This is a genomic window from Pedobacter sp. 22163, from assembly GCF_052045595.1.
GTDB lineage: Bacteria > Bacteroidota > Bacteroidia > Sphingobacteriales > Sphingobacteriaceae > Pedobacter.
In genome coordinates this window covers 104,277-129,286 of record NZ_JBQEPM010000003.1, presented here as the reverse complement: position 1 = coordinate 129,286, position 25,010 = coordinate 104,277, and the positions used below count along the sequence as shown (strand labels likewise).

Genomic DNA, 25,010 nt, shown 5'->3' with positions numbered 1-25,010 from the left:
AAAAAACACTGTTAAGCTGGCTAAAGCAAACCTAAACGCCGAAATGATGAATTGAAAGATCAAAAATTATACAGTTTGCAAAGCCAGAGGTTTACACCAAATTGTGATATATACCTATTTCTAACTCGCTATGGTAAGCATTTGCCTCGTTTGCCCATCATGCTTTTGGTGAAAACTGAGATTAGTTATATATTAGATCTAGAGAGCGTTAATTTAGAATCGGGGGATAGCCATTGGTTATTCCCCGTTCTTATTTTTAAGCAAATATTTTATGCTGAAATGCTTGTACAACTGGCAGAAATTACTTTCCAATCTTCATTCACTTTACCCCAAACCCTTAACCATTGATATTTGCCGTTAAGTAAAATATTTGAATAACTTCCCTTAATAAAAAGACTTGCAGAAACAATAACAATAGATTCAAAAACACGTATTTCCCGTTTGGATACGTTGATTTTATTAATTTTGATCATACCACTCCGGTAGGCTTCCAGATCCATTTCTTTATCCAACACATTACCATACTGATCATGAAAAAGCATGCCATCGGCAAACAATAAATCGAGTGTGTTCAGGTCTGTTCTTTTAAACCCATCTAATAATTTTTCTTCCAGGTCGGCAATCAGGAGAATGGTTTCCTGGTCTGATAAAGTATTTGGCATAATTTCCGGTTAGCCTGTAAAAATATAAAGTAAGCCACAAAGAATAGCGCAACTTTAAATATTGTCTGCATTACACGGATTTAACCACACAAATTACACAAATTTTTATCAGTTATTTCTTGGCAAAGGTAAGGCCTTGCCAGGTATCTGTTCTGAATGGAGATGCAGGCAAGCCATCGTTACTCACAAGATTACACAAAGGATTATTTCCCCATGCATAGCGAACCGCAACGGGATTTGCCACCTGATCGCTACTTACTATGATCTGATTCCCCTGGATGCTTGCTTTGGCCCAATAAAATTTCTTATCTGCTCCAGCGATGGCAAAACCGGTTAGTGCGGCACCATCAGAGGCTTTTAATCCATTTTCTGTATTGCCAAACGTTAAACGGATCTGTTTTCCTTCTACTTTATTGAATAGATAAACGGGGCCAGAATAGTTTATTTTCTGACCATACGTTTTAGCCAGAGCAATTAAGGCTAACCTTCTACCCACCTCTTGTTTATTTTTAGGGTGAATATCTTTTGCATCACCAATATCAATAATGGTAGCCATGCCTGTGTTTGGTAGTGAAAGTGTTTTTTGCTGGGCCTCTCTAAGCTCTGCCCAGGCAGATTCTACAGGAGAATGATCAATCTGCATAAAATTGGCCAGTTGAACGAAATAGAATGGAAAATCTCCCTGCCCCCATTTCTGACGCCAATCTTTAATCATCGTTGGAAATAATTCGCGATATTGGTAAGCCCTATCGGCATTACTTTCTCCCTGATACCATATGGCACCTTTAATTGAGAATTGGAGGTAAGGATGAATCATCGCATTGTACAAAACGGTTGGTCTGTTAGGGCCATTTTCTTCGTAAGGTTTAGTTTCAATATTTTTAAAATCTACGCCCACTTTATATTTCCAGTCGCCTGCTAAAGAAATTTTCTCCGTCGTATTATTTGTTAAGCTCAAATCTTTGGCATCACCATATAGGCCGCCGCCACCACCACTATCAAAAACCCTAACGGTAATGGTATTCTCGCCTGTTTTAAGCAGATTTACAGGTATTGTGTATGTTCTACCAACATTATACCCTATCGTTTCACCGACTTTAACTCCATTTACGAAGGTGATATCGTTATCATCAATTGTACCTAAATTAAGCTTGGCACCATTTGTTTTCCAGTTTTCGGGGATGTTAACCTTTTTCGTAAACCATACAATGCCATCAAAATTTTTAAGTGCTGCATCTTCCCATAAGGTCGGCAAAGTCATGCTTTTCCAGTTTGTAGTTTCTGCCAAAGCCCATTTTGTTTCTCCAGCCTGATAACCCGAATCTTTCTCGGTTGTCATTTTAACCCAATTCTGCAGTTTTTCTTCATAAGAAACTGTCGAAGGATTTTTAGCTAATTTTTGGATCTTATCTACTGCGGCAGAAAAATCGGTCATTTTTTTAAGCGATTCGGCACTTGTCCAGGCTTCAGCAATTGTTCCTCCCCAAGAGGTATGGATCAGGCCTATAGGGATTTTGGTTTTTTCATACACTTCGCGGGCGAAGAAATATGCGGTAGAAGAAAATTCGGCAATATATTTTGGGTTACATTCCTGCCAACCACCATTAGTCACTTTGGCGTCGTTAAGCGGAAAACTACTGGTAACATGTTCTGCCTGCAATAAACGAATGTTTGGATATTTTGCATCAGCAATTTCTTTTTCGTTGTTAAGAATTTTCCCCCAACCTGCCAGTGGCATTTCCATATTCGACTGGCCTGAGCAAATCCAAACATCCCCTATTAATACATTGTTTAGCACCAACAATTCCCCATCGGAAATGGTGATGGAATATGGACCGCCGTAACCTGGAGTTGCCACTTTAATTTTCCAATTGCCATTGGCATCGGCAATAGCCCCATAATTAATTTTATTCCACGAAACCGTTATCTTAACCGCTTTACCAGCTGTGGCTTTACCCCAAATGGCCGCATTTGTTTTTTGCTGTAAAACCATATTGTCGCTAAATACCGATGGCAATAAAATTTTCGACTGAACCAGTAGCGAACTGAAGAGGAATAATGCGATAATGAGTATAGATTTTGACTTAGAGATGCTCATATTTTAACCTATTTTTTGATGATTAGAAAACGAATGTACATTTTATGTCTGTCAACATCAATATATATGTCTGCTCTTCACAAATTTATGATAAAAATGAGGCAAAATTCATATAATTAGTTTGGGTAAGAATATCATTTTGCTTATTTTGCAGGTCTAAAAGAACAACTCTGGAATTAAGTTTGATTTAACCGGATGTTCTCTCAAATTACTGAATTAATGGTTAAGATTTTTATAGGTGGCCTTCCTGACAATATCCAAGAGATGGATTTGGCAATATTGGTTAGCCTTCATGGTAGGGTAGAAACGATTAAAATTGTTCGCGATAGAGCTACTGGCAAGTGTAAAGGCTATGCTTTTTTAGAAATATACAGTTTACCGGATGCTAAAAATATTGTATCTACCTTAAATGGAGAAACTTTTAAAGGCAATGTAATTACAGTTAAAATATCGGAAGAGGAAAGCGGTGTTCAAGCGGCAAAGCCAAAAACCAACCAGCCTTTTAAAAGTAAAAGGCCCAGGCTACAACGCTAATTCACTCTTAATCTATATTTTCATTCCTCCCCTGTATTTTTCCGTATTATAAAATGGTATTATCCCGTTTTAGCAATGTTACATGCTCTCTTTTTTATTGTATCATTAAAAATTGGGAGACATTAAGGTTTTCTCTTCAAATTTATATTCATTTATCATAGTAGAATTTTAGACATTCCCATCGATAAATTATTTCGGTCGGAAACTTTTTAATTCAGTTCTAAACCTATATTTTGCAAGTAAGAGTTTCGATCTCTATTAATAAACGCATTTTGCAGATATGGAAAATTATGCCATTGTAATATTTATTTTAGCTGTGATGATTGGCCTTTCTGCTATTGCCGATCGAATTAAAATCCCTTATCCTATTTTATTGATTATAGCCGGAATAGCAGTGGGTTTTGTTCCATCTTTACCACCAATTGATATTAATCCTGAAATTATATTTTTGATATTCCTACCACCATTGCTTTACGATGCTGCTTTTAATATCTCATTCAAGGAATTTAAAACCAATATCAACACCATATTCACATTGGCCATTACGCTGGTTTTTATCACCGCTATTGGTATTGCTGTAGTTGCACACTATCTGATCCCAGGGATGAGCTGGCCAGTATCTTTTGTATTAGGTGCGATTCTTTCCGCTACTGACGCAGTTGCTGCCATGAGTATTACCAAAGGATTGGGTTTATCACACAAAACCAATACCATTTTGGAGGGTGAAAGTTTAGTTAACGACGCTTCTGCACTGGTAGCGTATCGTTTTGCCGTTGCCGCGGTAACAGGAACAGCCTTTGTATTTTGGAAAGCATCACTTGAATTTGCCCTTTTAATGGCTGGTGGGTTCTTAACTGGTATGGTGATGTCTAAAATTCTGGCATTTATTATTAAAAAGATTCACAGCAACCGCCTGGCTACCATTAGTTTTATGTTATTGATGCCTTTTGTTACCTATTTAATTGCTGAACAAGTACATGTTTCTGGTGTTATTGCTGTTGTTATTTTAGGATTGGGCATTTCTAGGTTTAGCAACAATGTATTTCCTGAGCAACTTAAAAACCAATCAAAAAACATTTGGGACATCATTATCTTTTTATTGAATGGACTGATTTTCATTCTGATTGGACTACAATTCCCATATGTGTACAAAAACATTAACAGTGCCGATATTTTACCTTACATAGGTTATTCACTGGTAATTACCATCGTTGCGTTGTTATTAAGAATGGCACGTGTTTTCCTTCAAAAATTCAATCTTCAAAAAGCCTTTCAGAAAGGGAAACACCGCATTACAGAGGGCGCATTGCTTGATTTCAAGAACAGTTTGATCATCAGCTGGTCGGGCATGCGGGGTATTGTTTCATTAGCCATTGCAATTGGGCTACCAGTTACTTTATCCGATGGAAGCGCATTTCCGCAGCGTAATGCTATAATCTTTATATCTGTGGTAGTGGTATTGTTTACTTTAATCGGACAGGGCCTTACCTTGCCATGGTTGGTAAAGAAACTGGCTACGGAAGAGGATAAAGGCCAGACGCTAATCACTTCAGGTGACCATTAACATTAAGAAATGAAAGACAGTAAGTTTTTCTACCTAAATCAATATCAATGGTCTTCCTGAAAGGTTCAGCTTAAGAAAAGTATAGTAGTGAAGACTAGCTTCCTCGGGGCATCGTCATCTCGACCGTAGCGGAGAGATCTTTTAACATGATTCAAAGGTTTCTTTCCAACTTAACTTCTGCATTAAACAAAAAAGGGATAAAATCTAATGACTTTATCCCTTTCCTGTTTTATACATTATCCTTTACCAATATACACTATAAAGTGCAACCAATAATCCGATGATGATTAAAGCTCCTACTGCAAAACTGGTAGAGGTTTTGAACATTTTAGCATCGATAGCCAGTCCTTTAGCTTCTGCTTTAACTTTGTTGCTTGCTAAACTGATGATCACCATACCAAGGATACAGAATACAAATACAAAACCCATACGATCCAAGAACGGAATTTCATAAACTCCAGCTGCATTTTTAACAGAGAACCCCATTCCTGATAACCATGAAAGATCGGTAATTGTAGGTAAGAATTTAAGCAAAATCGACAAGCCGAAACCTCCTATGGTAGCGAATAGTGCTGCGCTTGAAGTTGTTCTTTTCCAAAAGAAACCTAAAATAAACATGGCAAAAATACCTGGAGAAACGAAACCTGTATACTCCTGGATATACTGGAAACCACCTTTTTTATCGATTCCTAAATGTGGTGCAATTAATACACCAAGAATCATCGCTACAATAATCGAAATCTTACCCGTTGTTACCAAATTTTTCTCAGTAGCATCGGTTTTTAATACTTTCTTGTAAATATCCAGCGTAAAAATAGTTGCAATACTATTTGCTTTACCAGCCAAAGAGGCTACCACGGCAGCGGTTAATGCAGCAAAAGAAAGCCCTTTTAATCCGGCAGGTAGTAAATTCAACAATACCGGATATGCACGATCTGGATTTACTGATCCATCTTGCAGCATTTCCGCTTGAAAGGCACCATCTTTATATAAAACATAAGCTGCAATACCTGGTAACACAACAATAATTGGCATTAATAATTTTAAGAATGCAGCAAAAAGAATGCCTCCGCGGGCAGTCTCCAGGTTAGCACCCAAAGCACGTTGAGTAATGTATTGGTTACAGCCCCAGTAATTTAAGTTCACAATCCACATACCACCTACAAGCACGCTTAAGCCAGGTAAATCGATATAATTTTCGTTATCTGGCTTTAAAATCATGTGGAAATGTTCAGAAGCTTTTGAAGTCATTAAACTATAGCCTTCAAAAACACCTGTTGTTCCATAGTGGGTAGAAACTAAGTTTAAAGCCAAATAAGTAGTGGCCAAACCACCCAGAATTAAGAAAAACACCTGGATAACGTCGGTATATCCAATAACTTTCATTCCGCCAAGCGTAATAATAATGGCAAAACCTGCAATAGCGTACATACAGAAACTTAAATCGAAACCAGAAATACTACTTACCGCTAAAGCACCTAAATAGAGGATCGAGGTTAAGTTAACTACAACATAAAGTAATAACCAGAAAACAGCCATAATCATGGCTACCGTTCCGTTATAACGCTGATGTAGAAATTGTGGCATTGTAGCGATTTTGTTTTTCAGGTAAACCGGAATAAAGAATACGGCAACAACCACTAAGGTTAATGCGCCCATCCATTCGTAGGTTGCAATGGCCAATCCCATTTTAAAACCTGATCCGCTCATACCAATAAACTGCTCTGCAGAAATATTAGATGCAATTAACGATGCGCCGATTGCCCACCAGGTTAAGGAGCCTTCAGCAAGAAAATAATCTTTAGAACCTGTAGATTCTGACTTTTTCTTGTTGTAAATGTAGAGCCCATAAGCCGCCACAATAACGAAGTAAATTGCAAATACAATGTAATCCTTCGTGTCTAATAAGTTATTTTTCATTGATTTATTTTGGTTAGTATACCTTGGGTTATTTAAATTTTAGCTGTATAAGCTGGTTCCGTTATCAGTTTGAACAGTGTAGGAACCAAGCTTGAGTCCGAACTGCAATAAATATTTTGAAGATAACGCTTCAATTAAATCAGCAATTTTTTCTTCTTTAACAATATTGATGGTACAACCACCAAAACCACCGCCCATCATCCTGGCGCCTAACACATAATCAAGAGGTTTAACCGCATCAACAAGGAAATCTAGTTCTTTACAGCTTACTTCGTAATCTTTGCTTAAACCTTCATGCGTTTCGAACATCAGTTTACCCAAACCGTGCAGATTACCATTTTCCAGTTGCTCGGCAGCAGTTAATAAACGGCCGATTTCTTTCACTACAAAACTACATTTGGTGTAAACTTCCAGATCTTTTGGCTTAACATGGGTTTCTAACATACTTAAATCTACATCACGAAGGGTATTTACATTTGGATAATGCTCCTTTACCCAGGCAACACCCTGTTCGCACTGTGATCTCCTTTTGTTGTAGGCAGAATCTGCAAGTGCGTGTTTTACATTCGTATTTAAAAGCAAAAGTTTATATCCATCCAATTTTAATGGGATATAAATGTGTTTCATCGATCTGCAATCGAGCATAATGGCCTGGTCTTTTTTGCCAAATACAGAGGCAAACTGATCCATAATACCACAGTTAACACCAGCAAAAGTCTGTTCCGCCTTTTGTGCAATCAATGCGATATCCATTTTCGGAACAGAAAGCGAAAAAAGTTGATCGAGCGCAAATCCGGTAGCACATTCTACAGCAGCAGACGACGATAGACCAGCACCCAAAGGCACGTCGCCATCGATGTAAAAATTAAATCCGCCAAATCGATGGCCTCTTTCTTTTAACTGATCTGCAACACCTAAAATGTAATTTGCCCAACTGTTCTCTGATTTTTTCAGGCTTTTGATCGATGAAATATCAAATTGCTGATAACTCTCTGAAAACAAATGTATTTCATCATCTTCTCTTTTTGAGATAGCTACATAAATGGCTTTATCAATAGCAGCAGGCATTACAAAACCGCCGTTATAATCGGTATGCTCGCCAATAATATTGATTCTTCCAGGCGAACGCACTAAAATAGGCTCAGCGTTGAAAAGTTTTTTAAATGTATTTTTTAAATCCTGTGCATTCATTATTTAATATTTAATCTTCAGTTTTGTTGATTTTATAGTGGATTGCAGACATCTCTTTTAAACGGTTAGCGGCAAATTCAGGGGTAATATCGCGTTGAGGGTTAGCCAACATTTCGTAACCGACCATAAACTTTTTAACTGATGCCGAGCGCAACAATGGCGGGTAAAAATGCATATGCCAATGCCATTCAGGGTAATAGCCGTTGTTTACCGGTGTCTGATGCATACCGGCAGAATATGGGAAAGAGGTTTCGAACAGGTTATCATATTTGGTTGTTAGTACCTTAATGGCTTCAGCTAACGATTTCTTCTCTGCTTCTGTAAACAATTTAATGCTATTTACATGGCGTTTACTGATAATCATGGTTTCGTAAGGCCAAACTGCCCAAAAGGGTACAAGTACCACAAAATGATCGTTTTCGAATACAATACGCTCTTTTTTCTTTTGCTCCAGTTTTAAGTAATCGCCAAGCAAACTTCTTCTGTGAATAGCGTAGAATGTTTTCTGACGTTCAGTTTCTTTGGCAATTTCTAATGGAATATCGCTCTGCGACCAGATCTGACCATGTGGATGTGGATTACTACAGCCCATTATTTCGCCTTTATTTTCGAAAATCTGAATGTATTTGATCCAATCATGTTCGGCAAGGCTATTAAATTCATTTTGCCAAACATTTACCACAGCAGTTATGGCTTCGACACTCATTTCGGGAAGTGTGAGGTTGTGTTTCGGACTAAAACTGATCACCCTGCAAAGTCCTCTCTGATTATTGGCTACCAATAAGTCATCTTCATTCATGTTACCAGCAGGTGTATCTACAAGCAACGCAGCAAAATCATTGTTAAAAACAAAGCTTTCGGTATATTCTGGATTGCTATCGCCATCTGCCCTGCCGTTACCAGGACATAAATAACATTTAGGATCATATTCTGGGCGGTTATCTGGCGTTACATCTTCAACTTTACCCTGCCAAGGCCTTTTAGTACGGTGTGGAGAAACTAAAACCCATTCGCCAGTTAATATATTTAACCTGGTATGTGGATTACTATCGAGTTCGAATGTTTGGTTCATTTTATATTTTCAATTGGTTAGAGAAAAGAAAGCATTTAGCTCAGTCTATCTAAGCCGCCAAATTATAAAATTATTATTAATTGTCAAAACGACATTTAATAATAATTTTTATTTTCGTGAAAATTTGAACATATTAAGCCCTTTAAAATCTCGGATAAAAAATGATTGAATATTCTGGGCAGCCACATTATCTGGTTGCTGTTGATTGCATCGTGTTTGGATTTGACGGCGAACACCTTAAAATTCTATTGGTTAAGCGGGGTTTAGAACCCGAAATAAACAAGTGGAGCTTAATGGGTGGCTTTGTGGGTGCAAATGAAAGTCCGGACGATGCGGCGAACAGGGTACTCAAAAAAATGACGGGTTTGGAAGGCGTTTACCTGGAGCAGATGCAGATTTATGGAGAACCTGGCCGCGACCCAATTGAAAGAACACTTTCTGTTGGATATTTTGCCCTTATTGATATCCATAAATATGAGGCACAGTTAAATGATGATTACGAAGCTGAATGGTTTTTGATCAACGATCGGCCCAAACTTATTTTTGATCATAACCAAATGGTTGCCGATGCCCGAAAAAAATTAAGGTACAAGGCTGCCCTCCATCCTATTTTATTTGAAATGCTCCCTAAAAAATTCACCATCCCGCAACTGCATATACTTTTTGAGGAAGTGAATGATACTAAAATCGATACCAGAAATTTCAGCCGTAAAATTACCTCAACCGGATTATTGATTAAGCTGGCCGAAAAAGATAAATCGGGATCAAAAAAAGGTGCATTTTATTTTAAACTAGATAAAAAAAAATACAGTGCCAATGCACAGGCTTTCTTAAACTTAATGCCAAATTTAAAGGTTTAAATTAAACTTCATTATACGATTAGCCTATTGTTCTTCATAATGATAGGTTAATCCTCCATCAACAAAATAAGTTGATCCGGTTACATAAGCGGCATCATCAGAAGCAAGGAAAGCCACTACTGCTGCCACATCTTCTACCTTACCCATTCGTTTTAAGGGGATATTTTGAAGTACTTTTTCCAGCTGCTCCTTATTGTTCAATAAATCTTGATTAATCGGTGTCGAAACAGCTCCGGGCGCTACGTTGTTGATCCTGACATTAAACTGGGCTAATTCTGAAGCGAGATTTCTGGTTAACATTTTTAAGCCTCCTTTACTCGCACAGTATGCAGCAAAATGTGGAAATGCGATTTCTTCGTGTACCGAACTCATGTTGATAATAGTTCCGGCTACCTTACTTTTTCTGCAGTAGTTTACAAACGACTGGATGCTAAAAAAAACACCTTTTAAATTTGTATTCATGATCAGGTCGTAATCTTCTTCAGTAACATCCCAAAAGTTGGCCTTTTTTTCTACGCCCGCATTATTTACCAAAATATCTAAATGGCCAAATGCAGCTACGGCATCGGTTATCAATTTAGTGGCTTCTTTGGCTTTACTTAAATCGGCCTCCAAAAAAATTGCATTTCTACCCATGTCTTGTATTTCTGCAATAAGTTTTTCGCCCCTTTCATCAAATTTATGGCCATTTAAAATAATATCACAGCCATCTTTGGCCAACCTTAAGGCACATGCAGCGCCAATTCCCTGACTGCTTCCAGTAATTAAAGCGATTTTGTTTTCAAAACGGTCCATAGTAAAATGTTATAATACATAAAGGAAATTGACGTAAATATGTTTGCGTAAAATTGAAGTTAAATTAGACGGATTAACACATTAAATATAACTTCTTGAAAAAAACATCGTTATAGCTGTAATCATTTATTAGTATGTTTGGGCAACAAATACACAATAAACTTAAATTAATCTTAAAACATGAACATTACCAAAAACCTTTTATTTACTACGCTCCTCGCTTTATTTACCCTTACAATGTACTCTTGTAAAACAAAAAAACTGGTAGCAAAACCTGCTCCAGCACCTGTTGAAAAGCCTGCACCACCGGTAGAAGAGAAAAAGCCAGCGCCTGCCCCAGAGAAAGAAGAAGCTCCGGCTCCAGCTGAAAAACCCAATTTTAACTTAGACAATATCCAGTTTGAGTTTAATTCGTTTGTACTTAAAACATCATCATTCGCTATCCTGGATAAAGCAGTGGCGGAAATGAAAAAATCGCCTACCACCAAATTTATACTTAACGGACATTCATCTGCTGAGGGTACACCCGATCACAATATGCAACTCTCTATCGACCGTGCAAATGCCGTAAAATCGTACTTTATAAACGCAGGTTTAAACGGCAGTAATTTTACTGTTGTTGGTCATGGCGAAAAAGAACCAATCAGCTCGAACGATAGTGAAGAAGGTAGAATGGTAAACAGAAGAACTGAAATAAAAGTTCAACATTAATACTTAGAAATATAATAGAAAGAGCCATGGTTTAATTTCCATGGCTCTTTTTATTTAGAGCGCAGTCCATCATTCTGAACTTTTTTCAGCGCTTCGACTACGCTATCAACGACAGGCTCCAATATAATGGTTGTCATTGCTAGGAGGAACGACGAAGCAATCTTTAAATTTTAATTCTTCAGATTGCTAATGTACTATAACGTTTACTATAAGTAATTGATTTTATAGAGTTTAACTGATGTTATCTTTGCGTATTGCCCTGTACTGCCTGTACCCGTTAATGATGCTGCAAAACCTAAAGAAACCTGTTTTGACTGAAGCAATTCAAAATTAAGAGTCTTACTTTCTAAATTAGAAAAGGCAATACTTGAGCTTGTTATATTAGCCACATTAGGTATTGTAGTTCCCTCCGCAACGGTAAGGTATCTCGATCCACCAGCATTAAAATCAGTCATTACTATCTCAAACCGATAATTGCCTACCGGAAGATTAACCGTTTGATATATTTTACCATCGGTAACATTAGGCAATCCCCAACCTGCTTCGAGTGATATGTAACCGATATTACTTTTCTTCTCATACCCACCGAAACCACTTGCATTTTTTACAGATGCACTTGTAATCCAATCACTTAAGATACCCCATCTGTTGCCACTGTTAATAGAAGAGAAGCTTACGTTAGGACCAACATTTTTTAAATAGGTTGAGGTTACGTCTACTTTAATAAACTTTGGCACATATAAACTGGCATAATCGGTATAAAATGTATCAACACTTAAAGTGTCGGGCAAGAATAGCGTGCGATATTTAATCGTACCCTTTTCTTTAAAATTTGCCAAGGTAAAGTTGTTTGTATTGATTGGTATCCTCACAGTTTTGTCAGCATTTGAATTATCTGTATAAATCACTTCTGTAGCGAACACACCACTTACCCTATCCATTCCTCCTAGCTCGAGTGTTGTTACTCCATTTTCATTTGTAAAAGCAGAATTTATTGCTCTATTAGAAAGGGTAACCTGATATCGATCTCCATATACCCTACCCGTTTTATATACCGGAATAGATTTATTACCAGCACCATCATAAGTATAGATGGTGAAATTTTGTACCCCTTCCTTCATGTTGTTAATCATGAATTTAAGCGTATCAACATTCGGTGTTCGAGTGACCGGAATAACCACTGAATCCGCATTATTGTTCCAATATACAACACATTTTTTAACTTTTGGATCGGCGATAAACAAACCGTTTACCAATACCCGGTACTTACCGGAATTGATTTTAACAGAGTCTAATTTTCCGGTGTAAGATATCTCACCTCCTTCAATAAATTTTTTGTAATCGTCTTTTTTAGTACAGGCGGTTATTGAAGCAAGTAATAAAAGTGCTAATCCTAATTGATATAGCTGTATGTTAATTTTTTTAGAAATTCGTTTCATCTTAATTTTATTTAGCGTTATCAATTATCTAGGATCACCATAAAGCTGAATTTCTCCGATAGCCATAAATGTTGTTCCCTGCCAGTTTTTTAAGCTCTTAATACGGATATATCGTACTTTAGGGATACCCGGATCGAAAGTGTAGTTTAAACCCGCAGCACCGATAGTATTATCTTCTGCCGTATTTACCCCATAGGCACTACCTGATGGTTTTATAGATTTAAATGTGCCTAACTTGATCCAGTTTGTAAAACTACCATCTGATGGTGGGTTATCTGTTCCCCATACCTCAAAGTCTAACAAATTACCACCATAATAATAGGTCCGACCATTTAAATACTCAGGATAATCCCACATCACAATACGGCTTAAAGAAGATAATTTGCCAATATCAAACGTAACCCATTGAGGGGTTAAAACTCCAGAACTCGTCATTAATACCCTCGGCCAGCCATTTGTATCTCCATCCCACATACCGGCAATTGAAGTCGAGGTGTTCAAGGCCACATCGCTTGGCAATGTAACGGCCTTATAACCTGATTTTGGAATAACAGCTTCATAAAGTGGTGTTAATGTAGTGTATAGGGTGTCACTATAGTTTAACCACCTATCTCTAATGGTAATGGCAAACTTGCGTTCAATAGGATCATATCCTCTTATCGCCTGGTCTATATCTACAATTGAGGTGTAAATGTTTTTAGAAGTGGGCACGAGTTTGCCTTTACTATCTTCTGTTAAGATTTCTATCGCTAAATCTGCTTTAGCAATGTTTTTTGCTGTAAATCTTAATCCTCCAAAATCGGCCTGCGCTTTAATACTTCTAAATACTCCCCAAATCGGGTTTTCGAGGGGTTTTACCTTTACACTTACCGGAGCAGACTCTATTTCACTTCTTGTAACTGCATAAAGTTTTACTTCATGTTCTTCTGTATCTCCAAAACCTTCCACTTTTAAAGTATTTCCGTAATAAGAAGCCTTTACTTCCATTACGCGCCCTGAGGCCAGGGTGTAAACAGCTTTTACGTACAGTAGATTATTATTGTTGGGTACTGCATAAGTTAAAGTTGCATTACCTGGGCCGGCAATCCACTTCACATTAGAAACAGTGCCTGGTACATCAGTATTTTTTTCAAGGGGTTCGAGTTCATCAACCTTACAACCTGCTACCAAAACTATCACCATTGATAATAGTAGTGCAAAATTTAATTTCATAGTGTTCATATTTGAAAATGCTATTTGATTCATAAATTACCATCCTGGATTTTGAACCAGTTTGGGGTTTACTGTAATATCATAATTTCTAATTGGTGCCAAATAATCGCGTGGAGCAACAAAATTTTGTGTATAAATCGTCCTTACTCTATAATAATCTAAGGTGTTGGCCTGAAAAACGCTCCAACCCGTTATTGCCTGATTGAATACTTCGCCTGCTTTCTTCCACCTTTTCATATCCCAATAGCGACTGCCTTCAAAAGCGAGTTCAATTCCTCTTTCCTGGTGGATAATTTCTCTCAAACCATCTTTGGTTGTTGGTTTATTAGGATTATTGGAAAAACTATTCCACGATTCTACCACACCTGCTAAACCTGCCCGTTTTCTGATCCGATCGACATATTCGAAAACATCATTTACAGGTCCCTGACTTTCGTTTAAGGCTTCTGCATACATGAGGTATAAATCTGCCAAACGTATCTGCGGCCAAGGATAGTCGCGATAGGAAACACCATTGGTACTGTTAGTCATGTTCCAGTCTACCAATTTTTTAATATAATAACCCGTTTCATTGTAAAAGCCAACGTGTGTAGCGCCTGCTAATTGGGTATATTTTCCTTCAACAACCCATGTATTTTCATCAGAGTTAGAAGGGCTATCGTATTTGTACCAAACGCCGCCATCAAAACCAAGAGCAGCATAAAAGCGAGGTTCGCGATCAAAGTTTACCCGCGCAGTTTCATAACCTACTTTTATATAAAACCGCTCTTTATCTACGGCAGTTCTTAAGCTGTATTTATTCGAAAAATTCAAAAATTTGTCTTCATTGATAGGCACTCCATTGCTTGAATAAAACATTTCGGCTATTTTAAGCGGAGCGGCCAACTGCATTCTTGCATCACCGCTTGCCCCACCTGAAGCAAGTTTAGGCATCGCTACCCGTTGTAGCATATCTGCCCTAGTGTTCGGGTTTGCCCAAACATGTTCGGTATTCCATCGTTCTGTAATTGAACTTCTTAATGTTAATTGCAAGTTCGTGGTATCGGAAAGTTTAAAGGTTGATCCCGGGAACTTGTATAATATGGCACCTGCTTGTTCAGCAGCATCAATAGCTACCTTAGCAGCATCAGCAGCACTTTTCCATTTTGTAGCACTATAAGCCGTTGGAATTAGGTTTATACCATCACGGTCTTTGAAATTGGCGTAATCCTGATTACCGTTAAACAATGGGCTTGCTGCAAGTAATAATAGTTTTGCCTTTACAGCCAAAGCAATAGGTCTGGTTATCCTTCCCAACTCTGTTGTCCTATCAGTAATAATAGGAGGCAGATTCGTTGTAGATTCATCTATCAAACCAGAAATATAAGCCACACATTCGTCAAATGGTTTACGTTTAATCCGTACATCATCTTCTGGGGCACTGATATCTATATTCTGATCTACTAACGGAATCGGCCCATACATCCGTAACAGGTAATAATGGTAATAAGCTTTTAAGAAAGTAACCTCAGCTATCCAACGGGCACGCTCGTCGGGTCTTAAGTCTCTTACTTTACTTTCATCTTTTACATTTTCTAAAAAGATATTACAATTTCTTATCCCTTTCCATAAACCATAATTATCGTTTGGTCCTCCACCTTGATAATTACCATTCCACGCGTTCATATAGGGATTGGCGGCGTTTTGTCCGCCCCTTGCACCACGCCAGGCATAAGAAACAAAATCCCATTCCTGAGTTGGAACCCAAAGTTCATCGCCAGAGAGTAAACCTACGTTATAGAACGGGTCGCCGTCTTTTGGCAAAAAGGAGTAACAGGTAAACAGGTATTTTTCTGCTTCCGTTCTCATAGTGAAAGCATTATCTATGGTAGCAACGTTATCGGGCACTATATCTAAATATTTTTTACATGCTGACATGGTGCATATAGCACTTACAAAACACAATGTGATAAGTATATCCCTAACGCTACCTTTTATTTTATTTATCGTAATATTTTTCATTTTATTATCGTTTAAAGCCATGTGTTTCTAATTAAAATGAGGCCCTGACACCTAAATTATATGTGCCCTGAATAGGATATCCTAAGCCCTTCCCTCCCATTTCAGGATCCCAGGTTTTAAAGCTGCTGATATAGCCTAAATTGGTTGCACTTACGTACAAACGGAGTGCTGTTAAACCAATCCTTTGTGTTAACTTTTTATTGGCATTGTAAGCGAATTCAACACTTCTCAACCTTAAAAAATTTCCACTTCTCATCCACCATGTTGAGGTTTGATTAAGGTTGTTGCCCTCCCGACTGTTATTTCTCACGAAGTTGGGGCTCAAACGCGGCCACATGGCATAAATATTTCTATTTTCTTCTGACCAATAACTATCAGAAATAGCCGACAATAATCCATTCTGACTGCCCCCGTTTAATACAAATGGGGCAATATTTTCTGAATTGATAAAGAATGAAGAGCGGGCAGAACCTTGAAAGAAGAAACTGAAATCAAAGCTTTTATAACCTATTGTACCACCAAAACCGTAAATAATTTCGGGTGAAGTTGGAAGACCAATAGGTACCTGATCCTGATCATTAATCAATCCATCGCCATTTACATCCCGGTATTTGATATCACCACCTCCGTAGTTTAAGCCAGGAGTTCCATCAAATTGCAAAGGAGAGTTTTTGGCCTCATTATCATCAATAAATAAGCGCTCTGCGATGTACCCAAATCTTTGAGTGGTAGGGAGGCCTACGCTTGTTCTGTAATATTCGTTAGCTGGGTACGTTGGCTCATCGTTGATCAGTATTTTACTTTTAGCATATGTAAAATTACCTCTCATTTGAACTGACCATCCGTTACCAAAAGATTTATTGAAGGCTGCGGCAAAATCTACCCCTTCATTCTGGGCTTTATTGGTATTGGCTCTAACAGCAGCCTGTAAACCCATTGTGGTAGGAATATAAGTACGCGCAGTTAAAATATTGGAACGTGTATTTCGGTAAACATCAATATTGATATCCAGCGCATTAAAAAACCTAAAGTCTACCCCTAGATTAAGCTGTTCTGATCTCTCCCAGGTAATTAATGGATTCGCGTATCTGCTAACCAATATTCCATCTTTATAATAGCCATATTGCTCGCCAAAGATAGCGCCATATGTACCATTGTTCATGTTGACTTCCGACATGTAAAAGAAACGATCATCGTCATTTCCAATCTGATCATTTCCAACAAAACCATAAGTAGCCCTCAACTTCATGCTGTTGATTACTTTAGTTAATGGCTTGAAAAATTCTTCATTAGACAATACATAACCTAAGCCAAATGATGGAAAAAAACCAAAACGGTTATTATCTGCAAAACGTTCTGATCCATTGTAACCAAAATTGAATTCGGCTAAATATTTATCGTCGTAACCGTATGTTGCTCTACCAGACAAGCCTTGGTTACGGGCAGGAAGCGATAACTGCAAACTTCCGGCATTGCCCGAAAGGTAATTCCGCATGGTTGTGATTAGCATAGCACTTACTGCGTGTTTGCCCCCAAATGTTCTTGCATAATTTAAGGCCAATTCTGCATAAAAAGTCGAGTTTAAAATCTTTCTACCTTCCGAATAACCCAAATACTCAGTACCAGTTGCACCTATAGAACCTTGTCCGCCTGGATTTAGAACCTGTAAACCAACACCTCCATTTGGTTGTTCGCTGGCTACATAATAAAAAGGATTGTAACTTCTGGATACATCGAAATAAGAATATCTTCGGGCATAAGTCATTAAGCGTGCATTTAAACCTTGGGTAAACACTTTTAAATCTTGTTTCAATTCAATTTGCGTTTGTAAGGTTGATGCATTGTACTCAGAATATCCCTTTACCATTTCGGCATAAGGATTTACATATAATCCGTTATTCGGGGTAATCGCATTACCAAATAAGGCATGTGTAGCAAAGGGAGATAATTCTGAAGGGTAAACTGCCGGAAAAAGAACTGGGTTAGACCAAATGGTCTGGTTAAAAATCCGTTCGCCTCCATTTTGTCCATTGGCTCCTAGTAGGGGACCTGAATAATCATCAAATTGCCCATAAACCCGAATTGCTGCTTTGGTTGTTTTGGTCAGATCAAGATCTACATTAGAGCGAACAGAATAGTTTTTCAACTTTACGTTATTGTTGAAATTGTTCAGTCCCTCAACTTTTAGCACTCCATTATCTATATTATATGTTCCCGCAACATAAAACCGGGCTTTCTCACCACCGCCCTGCAAGCTAATATTGTTACGGGTATTTATGGTATAGTCTTTAATTAATTGATCAATCCAGTTGTTGCTTGGATATAATAGAGGATTATCGCCTCTGGCTGTACCGTCAATTTTGGTTTGAAGATAAGGTAAAGCGGCCTGAGGGTTTCGCGTTAGTGCGGCCTCATTTGCCATTCTCATATAAGTAATATTATCTGCAAATTGAAAGTTCTTTGTGTTTGATGAAACTGCCGTCTCGGATCTGACCGTAAAATTTGTATTACCAGCTTCTCCAGATTTTGTTGTAATTAATACTACACCATTAGCACCACGGGCACCATAAACTGCCGATGCAGTGGCATCTTTTAAAACACTGAATGAGGCGATATCATCTGCCTGCAAGCGGGCCATATCATTCTGTGTAGATTCTATACCGTCAATTAAGATCAACGGATCTTGCTTACCTGTACCGAAAGTACCTAAGCCACGAATAAAAAACTGTGCATTATCTGCCCCTGGCTCTCCACTACGCTGATAGGCGATCATACCTGCTACACGCCCTTGCATCATCGTAGTTAGATTACTTGTTGGGCCTTTCAGTTCTTTCGGATTAATGGTCGTGATGGAACTGACCATACTTGCCTTTTTCTGGGTACCAAAACCTACAACAGCTACTTCATCTAAAGAGCCTACATCACTCACTAGCGTTACGTTAATAATATAAACGCCATCTTTATTTGGTAAATAATCGGCTACTATAACCGTTTTAGGTTTGTAACTGATTCCTGTGAACAGCAATTTACCTGACCTGGCCATTTTAATACTATATTTCCCATCAGAGTCTGTAGAAATTCCTTTTAGTGTGCCAGACACTTTAACATTTACGCCTGGGATCCCGCCAGATTCGTCTTTAACTATACCAGTTACGGTTACCTCCGTTTGTGCTGCTGCAGTTAAGCAAGAAGTTATAATTACAAAACAGAATAAAAATTTTAAAATTGACCTAAAGGCAATACTGTGTGGATGGAGCAGTATTTTATTTGGTAGTTTTTTCTTCATAAAAGTGGTTAAAATTGGTTAGGTACATCAATAATTGAGATCGTAGCTTGCCCCTGCTCAAGATTTGTTGAGCCATTGGGAGTTCGTTCGATCGAAATGTTTCGTCGGTAATGTTTAGGAAACGGTACATGAAGCGCCTCGTCCTTTCACATTTTTGATTGTTCTGCCCTTATCAGCAGTAAGGACTTCCTATTATTGTTTAGGATTTTAAAAGAGTGGAGTAGATTTATCTTTCTTCATAATTTTGGTTTGGGGATGAATAATTTGTTAAGGAGAATACTGATTTCGGGCAAACCATCAATCAGCGTTGAGTTCGACAGTAATGAGATATTTGTTTGTTTGTTTTAATCTTTTCATGATCGGTTAAAGGTTTAGGTTTTGCTTCAAAAAACTAGATACAACATTTTCTTTACGCTGTTGTACCCATCAATTATTCTAGGTAGTTAGTCTCGAATAATCTGGATCGATCTAATATTCTTATACTTGGTTGAAACAAATTAACTATAAAAAAAGCGGTCGTAGTGAGGGGCAATACGGTAATAAGTAGGGGTTAAATTCTTATTTTTAGGCCTTTTTTGATGTTTTTACACTTTTTAGTTAAAAATTAAACGTCAATATAACGATTATTAAGAAAAATATTTTTAAGCCTTGTTCTAAATACCGGTGGTTTTTACGTCCATTACATCCGGGTTCTGAGTAAATTCCTTTCTCCAGGAAGTAGCGATATTGTTTGTTCGCCTCACATTAGAAAGGGCTGTAAACAAAAACTCTCCGAACCTTTCTTTACAGAAAGATCCGGAGAGCGGTATTAATCATACTAACCAAAATATGCTAATAACCAGGGTTTTGCTCTAAGAGCGCATCTTTATTTAATTGAATTTCTGTTAATGGAATAGGTAACAATAAGTTTTTCGCAGTTAACCCTTTTAAAGGTTTAGCTGCATCATTACTGTTTAAATTAATGGCACGATCAACCAGGGTACCTGTGCGCATTAAAGTCATTCTTCTGTTTTCTTCACCAATTAGCTCCCGTGCACGTTCATCCAATATAAAGTTTAAGTTAATGTCCGCTGATTGTACCTGTCCTCTGGTAGGGTAATCAGCAAAAGCTCTTTTCCTTAACTCATTTATTGATGCAGCTGCCTCGCTCAGCTTCCCTTGTTTAAATTGTGCTTCGGCAAGAAGCAGATAGGTTTCTCCAAGGCGCATCAGGATAAAATCCTTAATCATCGCAAAGCCAAAGGTATCATTAGGATCAAACTGGTTCCATTTGGTAATGGAAGGATTGATCTTAAATAGGGTATCAGCTCCGGTATAAGGAATAATCTGACCAAATTTTGCATTTGCAGGATCGTTGTAATAAAATCTTCTCTTTACATTGTATTGCGAGTTACGGATATCACCAGGCTTGTATAGGCTGTACAGAAACCAATTGCTCAATCTTAACCTCGATAATCCTCTACCGCCTAATGAATCGGCCAGCACCATGCCCTGAACAGCATAATATCCAGTTCCCCACACTCTTCTTTGCTGAGGGCTATTGGTAATTCCTCCTACAACACTCGATGGGTTTTCTTGCTCTAATGTCCAGATCACCTCCCTATTACTTTGAGAGCGGCGCTGGTTGCCATAAACGAATAAATCTGAATAGTAATCTCCCGGAAGACTTGCTTTGACCCCAAACCTGGCCTTGTTTAAACTAAATTTACCACTGTTTATAATGCCTAATGCCTGTTGCTCGGCCAAATCATTTTTACCCGTTCTCAGGTAAACCTCAGCTAGCAATTGCATTGCCATAAACTTGTTTGCCCTGCCATACATTTTACCTTTTGTATTCGATTTAACGGCTTCAATATCGGGCAAATTTGCCACGGCAAAAAGAAGATCGTTTATTATAAAATCGTTAACCTCATTTAAAGGAGCGCGAACAAAATCGGTTTTGGGTGTAGTAAGGGCATTTTTAATTAAAGGGACTCTGCCATAAAGTGTAGCCAATGTATTGTAAGCGTAGGCTCTAAAAAATTTAGCTTCAGCATTTATTGCAGCTTTACCCTTTGTACTAATTGCACTTACTGATGGGTTTTCTATACCATCAATAATTACATTAGAAAGGTTAATAAGGATGTAATTCCGGTTCCACATATAAGCTGCAGCACCATCTGTTGGAGTTAACTGTGTATAATCATAATAAGGTACTTCAACACCTTGCTGGTTTGTGGTTGCATTTGCCACATCTGTACCAACCTGCCAAACACTTGGCCAACCCTGCTGATCTGAGTACGAATAAATTGTACTTACATGGTTGTACAAACCAATTAAAGAGGCTTCAAAACCCAACGAATCATTTAACGTAATCGGTGTATAATTTGAATATGGTTTTTCATCCAAGAATGCCTTCTTGCAGGAAGAATAAAACATTAATGCAACTGCAAGAAAAGAAAACAGTATATATTTTAATTTTTTCATGATCTTTTTTTTAGAGATAGATTATTTTAAAGAAATATTTGCTCCAAACACAAAAGAGCGTGTTAATGGATAATTATTGGTCCAATCTCCCGATCCGCGTGGGGCATAATCGTTTTCTGGGTCCCATCCTATCCAATCGGTAAAAGTATAAAGGTTTCTACCGCTTGCATAAAGGGTTAAACTGCCAAGATGGAGTTTTTCCATAATTTTTGGAGAGAAAACATAACTCACCGTTACATCTTTTATACGGGTATAGCTAGCGTCTGAAGCATAGCCGTAGCCTCTGGTATTGTTATAAGATAGCGCCGGACGTGTTGTGCTTGGATTGCTTACCGTCCAGTAGCCAATTTCGGCAGGTGTATTTCTTCTACCTGTTTCATCGCCATAATTTAAATCGGTATTATTTCTGGTAATGCCTTGTGCAGTTTGGATAAACACACTTAAATTCCAGTTTTTGTAATGAAAAGTATTGGTTAAACCACCTGTCCATTTAGGAGCGCGCTGGCCAATAATTTCCCGATCTTTATCGGCTGTAATTACACCATCTCCATTTAAATCTGCAAATTTTAAATCACCAGCTTTTGCACCCGGATCTTGTTTTGATGCATCTTCTCCTGTTTGCCAAACACCAGTCATTCTATAATCATAAACAACACTTATTGGTTTGCCGATAAACCATCTGTTACCTAAATCATCTTTTCCATCTCCATAAAGATCAATGATTTTATTTTTGTTTGCAGTAAAATTTGCTGAAGTTTCCCATTTAAAATCCCCGTTGGTAATGTTCTTAGTATTTATGGTTAGTTCAATACCCCTATTTTCTACTTTACCCAGGTTATCGAGAATTTTCGAATAACCCGTTATAATCGGGAGACTTCTATTTAACAATAAATCTTTTGTTTTGCCACTATAAACATCCAATGTTCCACTCACACGATCTTTAAACAAAGAAAAATCTAAACCTATATTAGCAGTTGTAGTACTTTCCCAATGTAAGTTGGCATTTCCTAAATTATTAGGAGCAACACCTATAGTACTTAAACCGTTAAATGGTGAACGCAATGCACCTTCTGTAGTAATGGTTTGATAAACATTAACAGCCTCATTACCCGTTTTACCATAAGAACCTCTTAGTTTTAGGCTATTTACGAACGAAGCATTTTTCATGAAATCTTCTCTGCCAATATTCCAGCCAGCCGCCACCGAAGGGAAAATACCATATTTTGTGGTATTGGCCCCAAATACTGATGAACCGTCTCTCCGTGCAGTTGCTGTAAATAAATAACGACTATCATAGGAATAATTAACCCTGATCATTTGTGAGTTTAAACGATACCGATCGGCATAGGAATCGCTGGTTTGTGTTGCTCCAGCACTTAATCTATTATATGAAAGCTCGTCATTTACAAACCCCACTGCGCCAGCTGTTGTATTGGTATATTTTCTTTGCTGGGCACTATATAATCCGGTAAAATCGAAATGGTGCTTTTGAATATCTTTTGTATAGGTAAGTATGTTTTCTAATGTGTAGCTATTGGTCTGCGCATAAAACGTTCTGGCCGTACCCAACATATCATTTGCTTTTCTACCAGTGTAACTTGCAGTATTTTCAGGAAAGAAAGTATAGCCACCATTTAAACGATATTTCAAACCTTTTAAAACGCCAGAGAACTTAACCTCGGCATAACCATTTCCATTTAGGTTGGTACTTCTGCTAATGCGATCGGTAACTAAACCAAGCAAAGGATTGGTGTAAAGCTGTTCAGGCTCCATCGGAAAGATTTTATATTCTCCTTTATCATTGTAAACTGGTGAGTACGGGCTCATTGCTGTAGCAAAGAGTAAATTTGCTCTCCCCCCATCATAGTTATTTCCGGTAAAAAACAAAGACGTACCAACAGTTAAATAATCGGTGATATTAACATCTAAATTAGACCTTAAACTTGTTCTGTTATATTGATAACCTTTTACCGGGCCTTTTTGATCCAGGTAACCTCCAGATATAAAATATTTGACATCTTGACTTCCACCAGAAATACTTAAATTATGATCTTGCATCACGCCAGTTTGTGTAACTTCTTTTACCCAATCGGTAGTTGTACCTGCATTATAATAAGCAAGTTCTCCAAAATTTGGAACCGGACTAGTTTGTGGCTGGTTTATTTGCTTTAAATAATCAGCATATTTTTGAAGATATTCTGCACCAGTTCTAGGCTCTAAAATATGGGCGATATTTTCTACCCCTGCGTAAGCATTGTACCTAATGGTAGGCTTGCCCGTATTACCTCTTTTAGTAGTAACCAGAATAACCCCATTGGAGCCATTAGTACCATAAATTGCCGTTGATGACGCATCTTTTAATATTTCTACTGAGGCAATATCGTTAGGATTGATATCGTTTAGAGAGCCTCCTGTTTTGCTCAATGGCACGCCATCAACAACTACAAATGGACCTGTACCTGCAGTAATGGAATTCTGACCACGGATTGATGCTGCTGGCTGGCTACCTGGTACAGATGAACCACTGGTAATATTTACACCAGCTACAGCGCCCTGAATAGCCTGCAAAACATTGGTAACCGGAAGTTGTGATAAACGTTCTTTTGGAACAGAAGCCACTGCACCCGTAATATCAGAACGTTTTTGGGTACCATAACCTACTACTACTACATCTTCAAGGTTTTTGTCTTTATCTTCTGCAAGGGTGATGCTCAGTTGTGTTTCATTATTTACCAATATGGTATTGGTTACATAACCCACAAAAGTGATTACTAAACTTTCTCCTTTTTGGGCCGCTATTTTAAAATTTCCATTGGCATCGCTGGCAACAACCCTGTTAGTCCCTTTAACACTAATGGAGGCACCTGGAATGGGGTTGCCCTGGTTATCTTTTACTTTTCCTGAAATTGAGATTTGAGTGGTTTGTGCAATTGTATCGTTTGATTTACTTAGAGATAAGATTAAAGCAAACAAAAATATTACTGCACACTTAGATGTGTCTAGTAGTTTTCTTTTCATTTTTTATGATTATTTGGTTAGTTATATAATTGAACCGTTAAAATGATTCAAGGGTAGCTTAGCAAAAAAATATCTGTTAAACATTAATCTGACCTGATGTAGAAACTGTGCATGAATTAGGGATGGATTGATTACAACAAAGTAACCACTTATACACCCCATGGAGTGAGGGGTAATACGG

General features: G+C 37.9%; 16 protein-coding genes. 4 read left to right on the top strand and 12 right to left on the bottom strand.

Features of this window, described 5'->3' with window-relative positions:
- Window positions 1-269: 269 nt before the first annotated feature.
- Together ACTJKN_RS08975 and ACTJKN_RS08970 are read right to left on the bottom strand one after the other, a co-directional pair.
- Window positions 270-662, bottom strand: coding sequence for a nuclear transport factor 2 family protein (locus tag ACTJKN_RS08975; RefSeq protein WP_440824230.1), 393 nt, complete (start codon window positions 660-662; stop codon window positions 270-272).
- 112 nt (window positions 663-774) lie between these two features.
- Window positions 775-2,760, bottom strand: coding sequence for a sialate O-acetylesterase (locus ACTJKN_RS08970; RefSeq protein ID WP_440824228.1), 1,986 nt, complete (start codon window positions 2,758-2,760; stop codon window positions 775-777).
- A 219-nt stretch (window positions 2,761-2,979) separates the two neighbouring features.
- On the opposite strand from ACTJKN_RS08970, the gene ACTJKN_RS08965 reads away from it, so the two are divergent.
- Window positions 2,980-3,294 carry an RNA recognition motif domain-containing protein gene (locus ACTJKN_RS08965; protein ID WP_057934255.1) on the top strand — a complete coding sequence of 105 codons (315 nt, stop codon included), beginning with the start codon at window positions 2,980-2,982 and terminating at the stop codon, window positions 3,292-3,294.
- Window positions 3,295-3,574: 280 nt separating this feature from the next.
- A complete protein-coding gene (locus ACTJKN_RS08960) occupies window positions 3,575-4,858 on the top strand; it encodes a Na+/H+ antiporter (RefSeq protein ID WP_440824225.1) in 1,284 nt (427 codons plus the stop codon).
- 243 nt (window positions 4,859-5,101) lie between these two features.
- Here ACTJKN_RS08960 and ACTJKN_RS08955 read toward each other — a convergent pair whose 3' ends face one another.
- Genes ACTJKN_RS08955 through ACTJKN_RS08945 form a run of 3 tightly spaced genes read right to left on the bottom strand, consistent with a single transcriptional unit; the run spans window position 5,102 to window position 9,041 of the window.
- Window positions 5,102-6,778 carry a sodium/sugar symporter gene (locus tag ACTJKN_RS08955; protein WP_440824223.1) on the bottom strand — a complete coding sequence of 559 codons (1,677 nt, stop codon included), beginning with the start codon at window positions 6,776-6,778 and terminating at the stop codon, window positions 5,102-5,104.
- A 39-nt stretch (window positions 6,779-6,817) separates the two neighbouring features.
- Window positions 6,818-7,969, bottom strand: a complete 1,152-nt coding sequence (locus ACTJKN_RS08950) for a galactokinase (protein WP_440824221.1) — start codon at window positions 7,967-7,969, stop codon at window positions 6,818-6,820.
- A gap of 10 nt (window positions 7,970-7,979) precedes the next feature.
- The gene (locus ACTJKN_RS08945; protein ID WP_440824220.1) at window positions 7,980-9,041 is read right to left on the bottom strand and encodes a UDP-glucose--hexose-1-phosphate uridylyltransferase; all 1,062 of its coding nucleotides are present in this window, start codon (window positions 9,039-9,041) and stop codon (window positions 7,980-7,982) included.
- 161 nt (window positions 9,042-9,202) lie between these two features.
- Here ACTJKN_RS08945 and ACTJKN_RS08940 point away from each other — a divergent pair, with 161 nt between their 5' ends.
- The gene (locus tag ACTJKN_RS08940) at window positions 9,203-9,901 is read left to right on the top strand and encodes an NUDIX hydrolase (protein WP_440824219.1); all 699 of its coding nucleotides are present in this window, start codon (window positions 9,203-9,205) and stop codon (window positions 9,899-9,901) included.
- Window positions 9,902-9,925: 24 nt separating this feature from the next.
- Here ACTJKN_RS08940 and ACTJKN_RS08935 read toward each other — a convergent pair whose 3' ends face one another.
- Window positions 9,926-10,696, bottom strand: coding sequence for an SDR family NAD(P)-dependent oxidoreductase (locus ACTJKN_RS08935; protein ID WP_440824218.1), 771 nt, complete (start codon window positions 10,694-10,696; stop codon window positions 9,926-9,928).
- 180 nt (window positions 10,697-10,876) lie between these two features.
- Here ACTJKN_RS08935 and ACTJKN_RS08930 point away from each other — a divergent pair, with 180 nt between their 5' ends.
- Entirely contained in the window at window positions 10,877-11,407 is a 531-nt protein-coding gene (locus tag ACTJKN_RS08930; protein ID WP_440824216.1) for an OmpA family protein, read from the top strand.
- A 206-nt stretch (window positions 11,408-11,613) separates the two neighbouring features.
- Here ACTJKN_RS08930 and ACTJKN_RS08925 read toward each other — a convergent pair whose 3' ends face one another.
- The 6 genes from ACTJKN_RS08925 to ACTJKN_RS08900 form a co-directional block, all read right to left on the bottom strand.
- Complete coding sequence (locus ACTJKN_RS08925; RefSeq protein ID WP_440824214.1) at window positions 11,614-12,846, bottom strand: DUF4998 domain-containing protein; 1,233 nt, start codon at window positions 12,844-12,846, stop codon at window positions 11,614-11,616.
- Between the two features lie 24 nt (window positions 12,847-12,870).
- A complete protein-coding gene (locus ACTJKN_RS08920) occupies window positions 12,871-14,058 on the bottom strand; it encodes a DUF5000 domain-containing lipoprotein (protein WP_440824212.1) in 1,188 nt (395 codons plus the stop codon).
- Between the two features lie 36 nt (window positions 14,059-14,094).
- A complete protein-coding gene (locus ACTJKN_RS08915) occupies window positions 14,095-16,059 on the bottom strand; it encodes a RagB/SusD family nutrient uptake outer membrane protein (RefSeq protein WP_440824209.1) in 1,965 nt (654 codons plus the stop codon).
- A 31-nt stretch (window positions 16,060-16,090) separates the two neighbouring features.
- Entirely contained in the window at window positions 16,091-19,345 is a 3,255-nt protein-coding gene (locus tag ACTJKN_RS08910) for a SusC/RagA family TonB-linked outer membrane protein (protein WP_440824208.1), read from the bottom strand.
- 831 nt (window positions 19,346-20,176) lie between these two features.
- Entirely contained in the window at window positions 20,177-21,811 is a 1,635-nt protein-coding gene (locus ACTJKN_RS08905) for a RagB/SusD family nutrient uptake outer membrane protein (RefSeq protein ID WP_440824205.1), read from the bottom strand.
- Between the two features lie 21 nt (window positions 21,812-21,832).
- Window positions 21,833-24,829: a SusC/RagA family TonB-linked outer membrane protein gene (locus tag ACTJKN_RS08900; RefSeq protein WP_440824203.1), complete on the bottom strand. Its 2,997-nt coding sequence runs from the start codon at window positions 24,827-24,829 to the stop codon at window positions 21,833-21,835.
- Window positions 24,830-25,010 lie beyond the last annotated feature (181 nt).

Excerpts from the sequence above, each read along its gene's own strand:
- ACTJKN_RS08975 (WP_440824230.1), bottom strand. The coding sequence starts at position 662 with ATGCCAAATACTTTATCAGACCAGGAAACCATTCTCCTGATTGCCGAC.
- ACTJKN_RS08970 (WP_440824228.1), bottom strand. The coding sequence starts at position 2,760 with ATGAGCATCTCTAAGTCAAAATCTATACTCATTATCGCATTATTCCTC.
- ACTJKN_RS08965 (WP_057934255.1), top strand. The coding sequence starts at position 2,980 with ATGGTTAAGATTTTTATAGGTGGCCTTCCTGACAATATCCAAGAGATG.
- ACTJKN_RS08960 (WP_440824225.1), top strand. The coding sequence starts at position 3,575 with ATGGAAAATTATGCCATTGTAATATTTATTTTAGCTGTGATGATTGGC.
- ACTJKN_RS08955 (WP_440824223.1), bottom strand. The coding sequence starts at position 6,778 with ATGAAAAATAACTTATTAGACACGAAGGATTACATTGTATTTGCAATT.
- ACTJKN_RS08950 (WP_440824221.1), bottom strand. The coding sequence starts at position 7,969 with ATGAATGCACAGGATTTAAAAAATACATTTAAAAAACTTTTCAACGCT.
- ACTJKN_RS08945 (WP_440824220.1), bottom strand. The coding sequence starts at position 9,041 with ATGAACCAAACATTCGAACTCGATAGTAATCCACATACCAGGTTAAAT.
- ACTJKN_RS08940 (WP_440824219.1), top strand. The coding sequence starts at position 9,203 with ATGATTGAATATTCTGGGCAGCCACATTATCTGGTTGCTGTTGATTGC.
- ACTJKN_RS08935 (WP_440824218.1), bottom strand. The coding sequence starts at position 10,696 with ATGGACCGTTTTGAAAACAAAATCGCTTTAATTACTGGAAGCAGTCAG.
- ACTJKN_RS08930 (WP_440824216.1), top strand. The coding sequence starts at position 10,877 with ATGAACATTACCAAAAACCTTTTATTTACTACGCTCCTCGCTTTATTT.
- ACTJKN_RS08925 (WP_440824214.1), bottom strand. The coding sequence starts at position 12,846 with ATGAAACGAATTTCTAAAAAAATTAACATACAGCTATATCAATTAGGA.
- ACTJKN_RS08920 (WP_440824212.1), bottom strand. The coding sequence starts at position 14,058 with ATGAAATTAAATTTTGCACTACTATTATCAATGGTGATAGTTTTGGTA.
- ACTJKN_RS08915 (WP_440824209.1), bottom strand. The coding sequence starts at position 16,059 with ATGAAAAATATTACGATAAATAAAATAAAAGGTAGCGTTAGGGATATA.
- ACTJKN_RS08910 (WP_440824208.1), bottom strand. The coding sequence starts at position 19,345 with ATGAAGAAAAAACTACCAAATAAAATACTGCTCCATCCACACAGTATT.
- ACTJKN_RS08905 (WP_440824205.1), bottom strand. The coding sequence starts at position 21,811 with ATGAAAAAATTAAAATATATACTGTTTTCTTTTCTTGCAGTTGCATTA.
- ACTJKN_RS08900 (WP_440824203.1), bottom strand. The coding sequence starts at position 24,829 with ATGAAAAGAAAACTACTAGACACATCTAAGTGTGCAGTAATATTTTTG.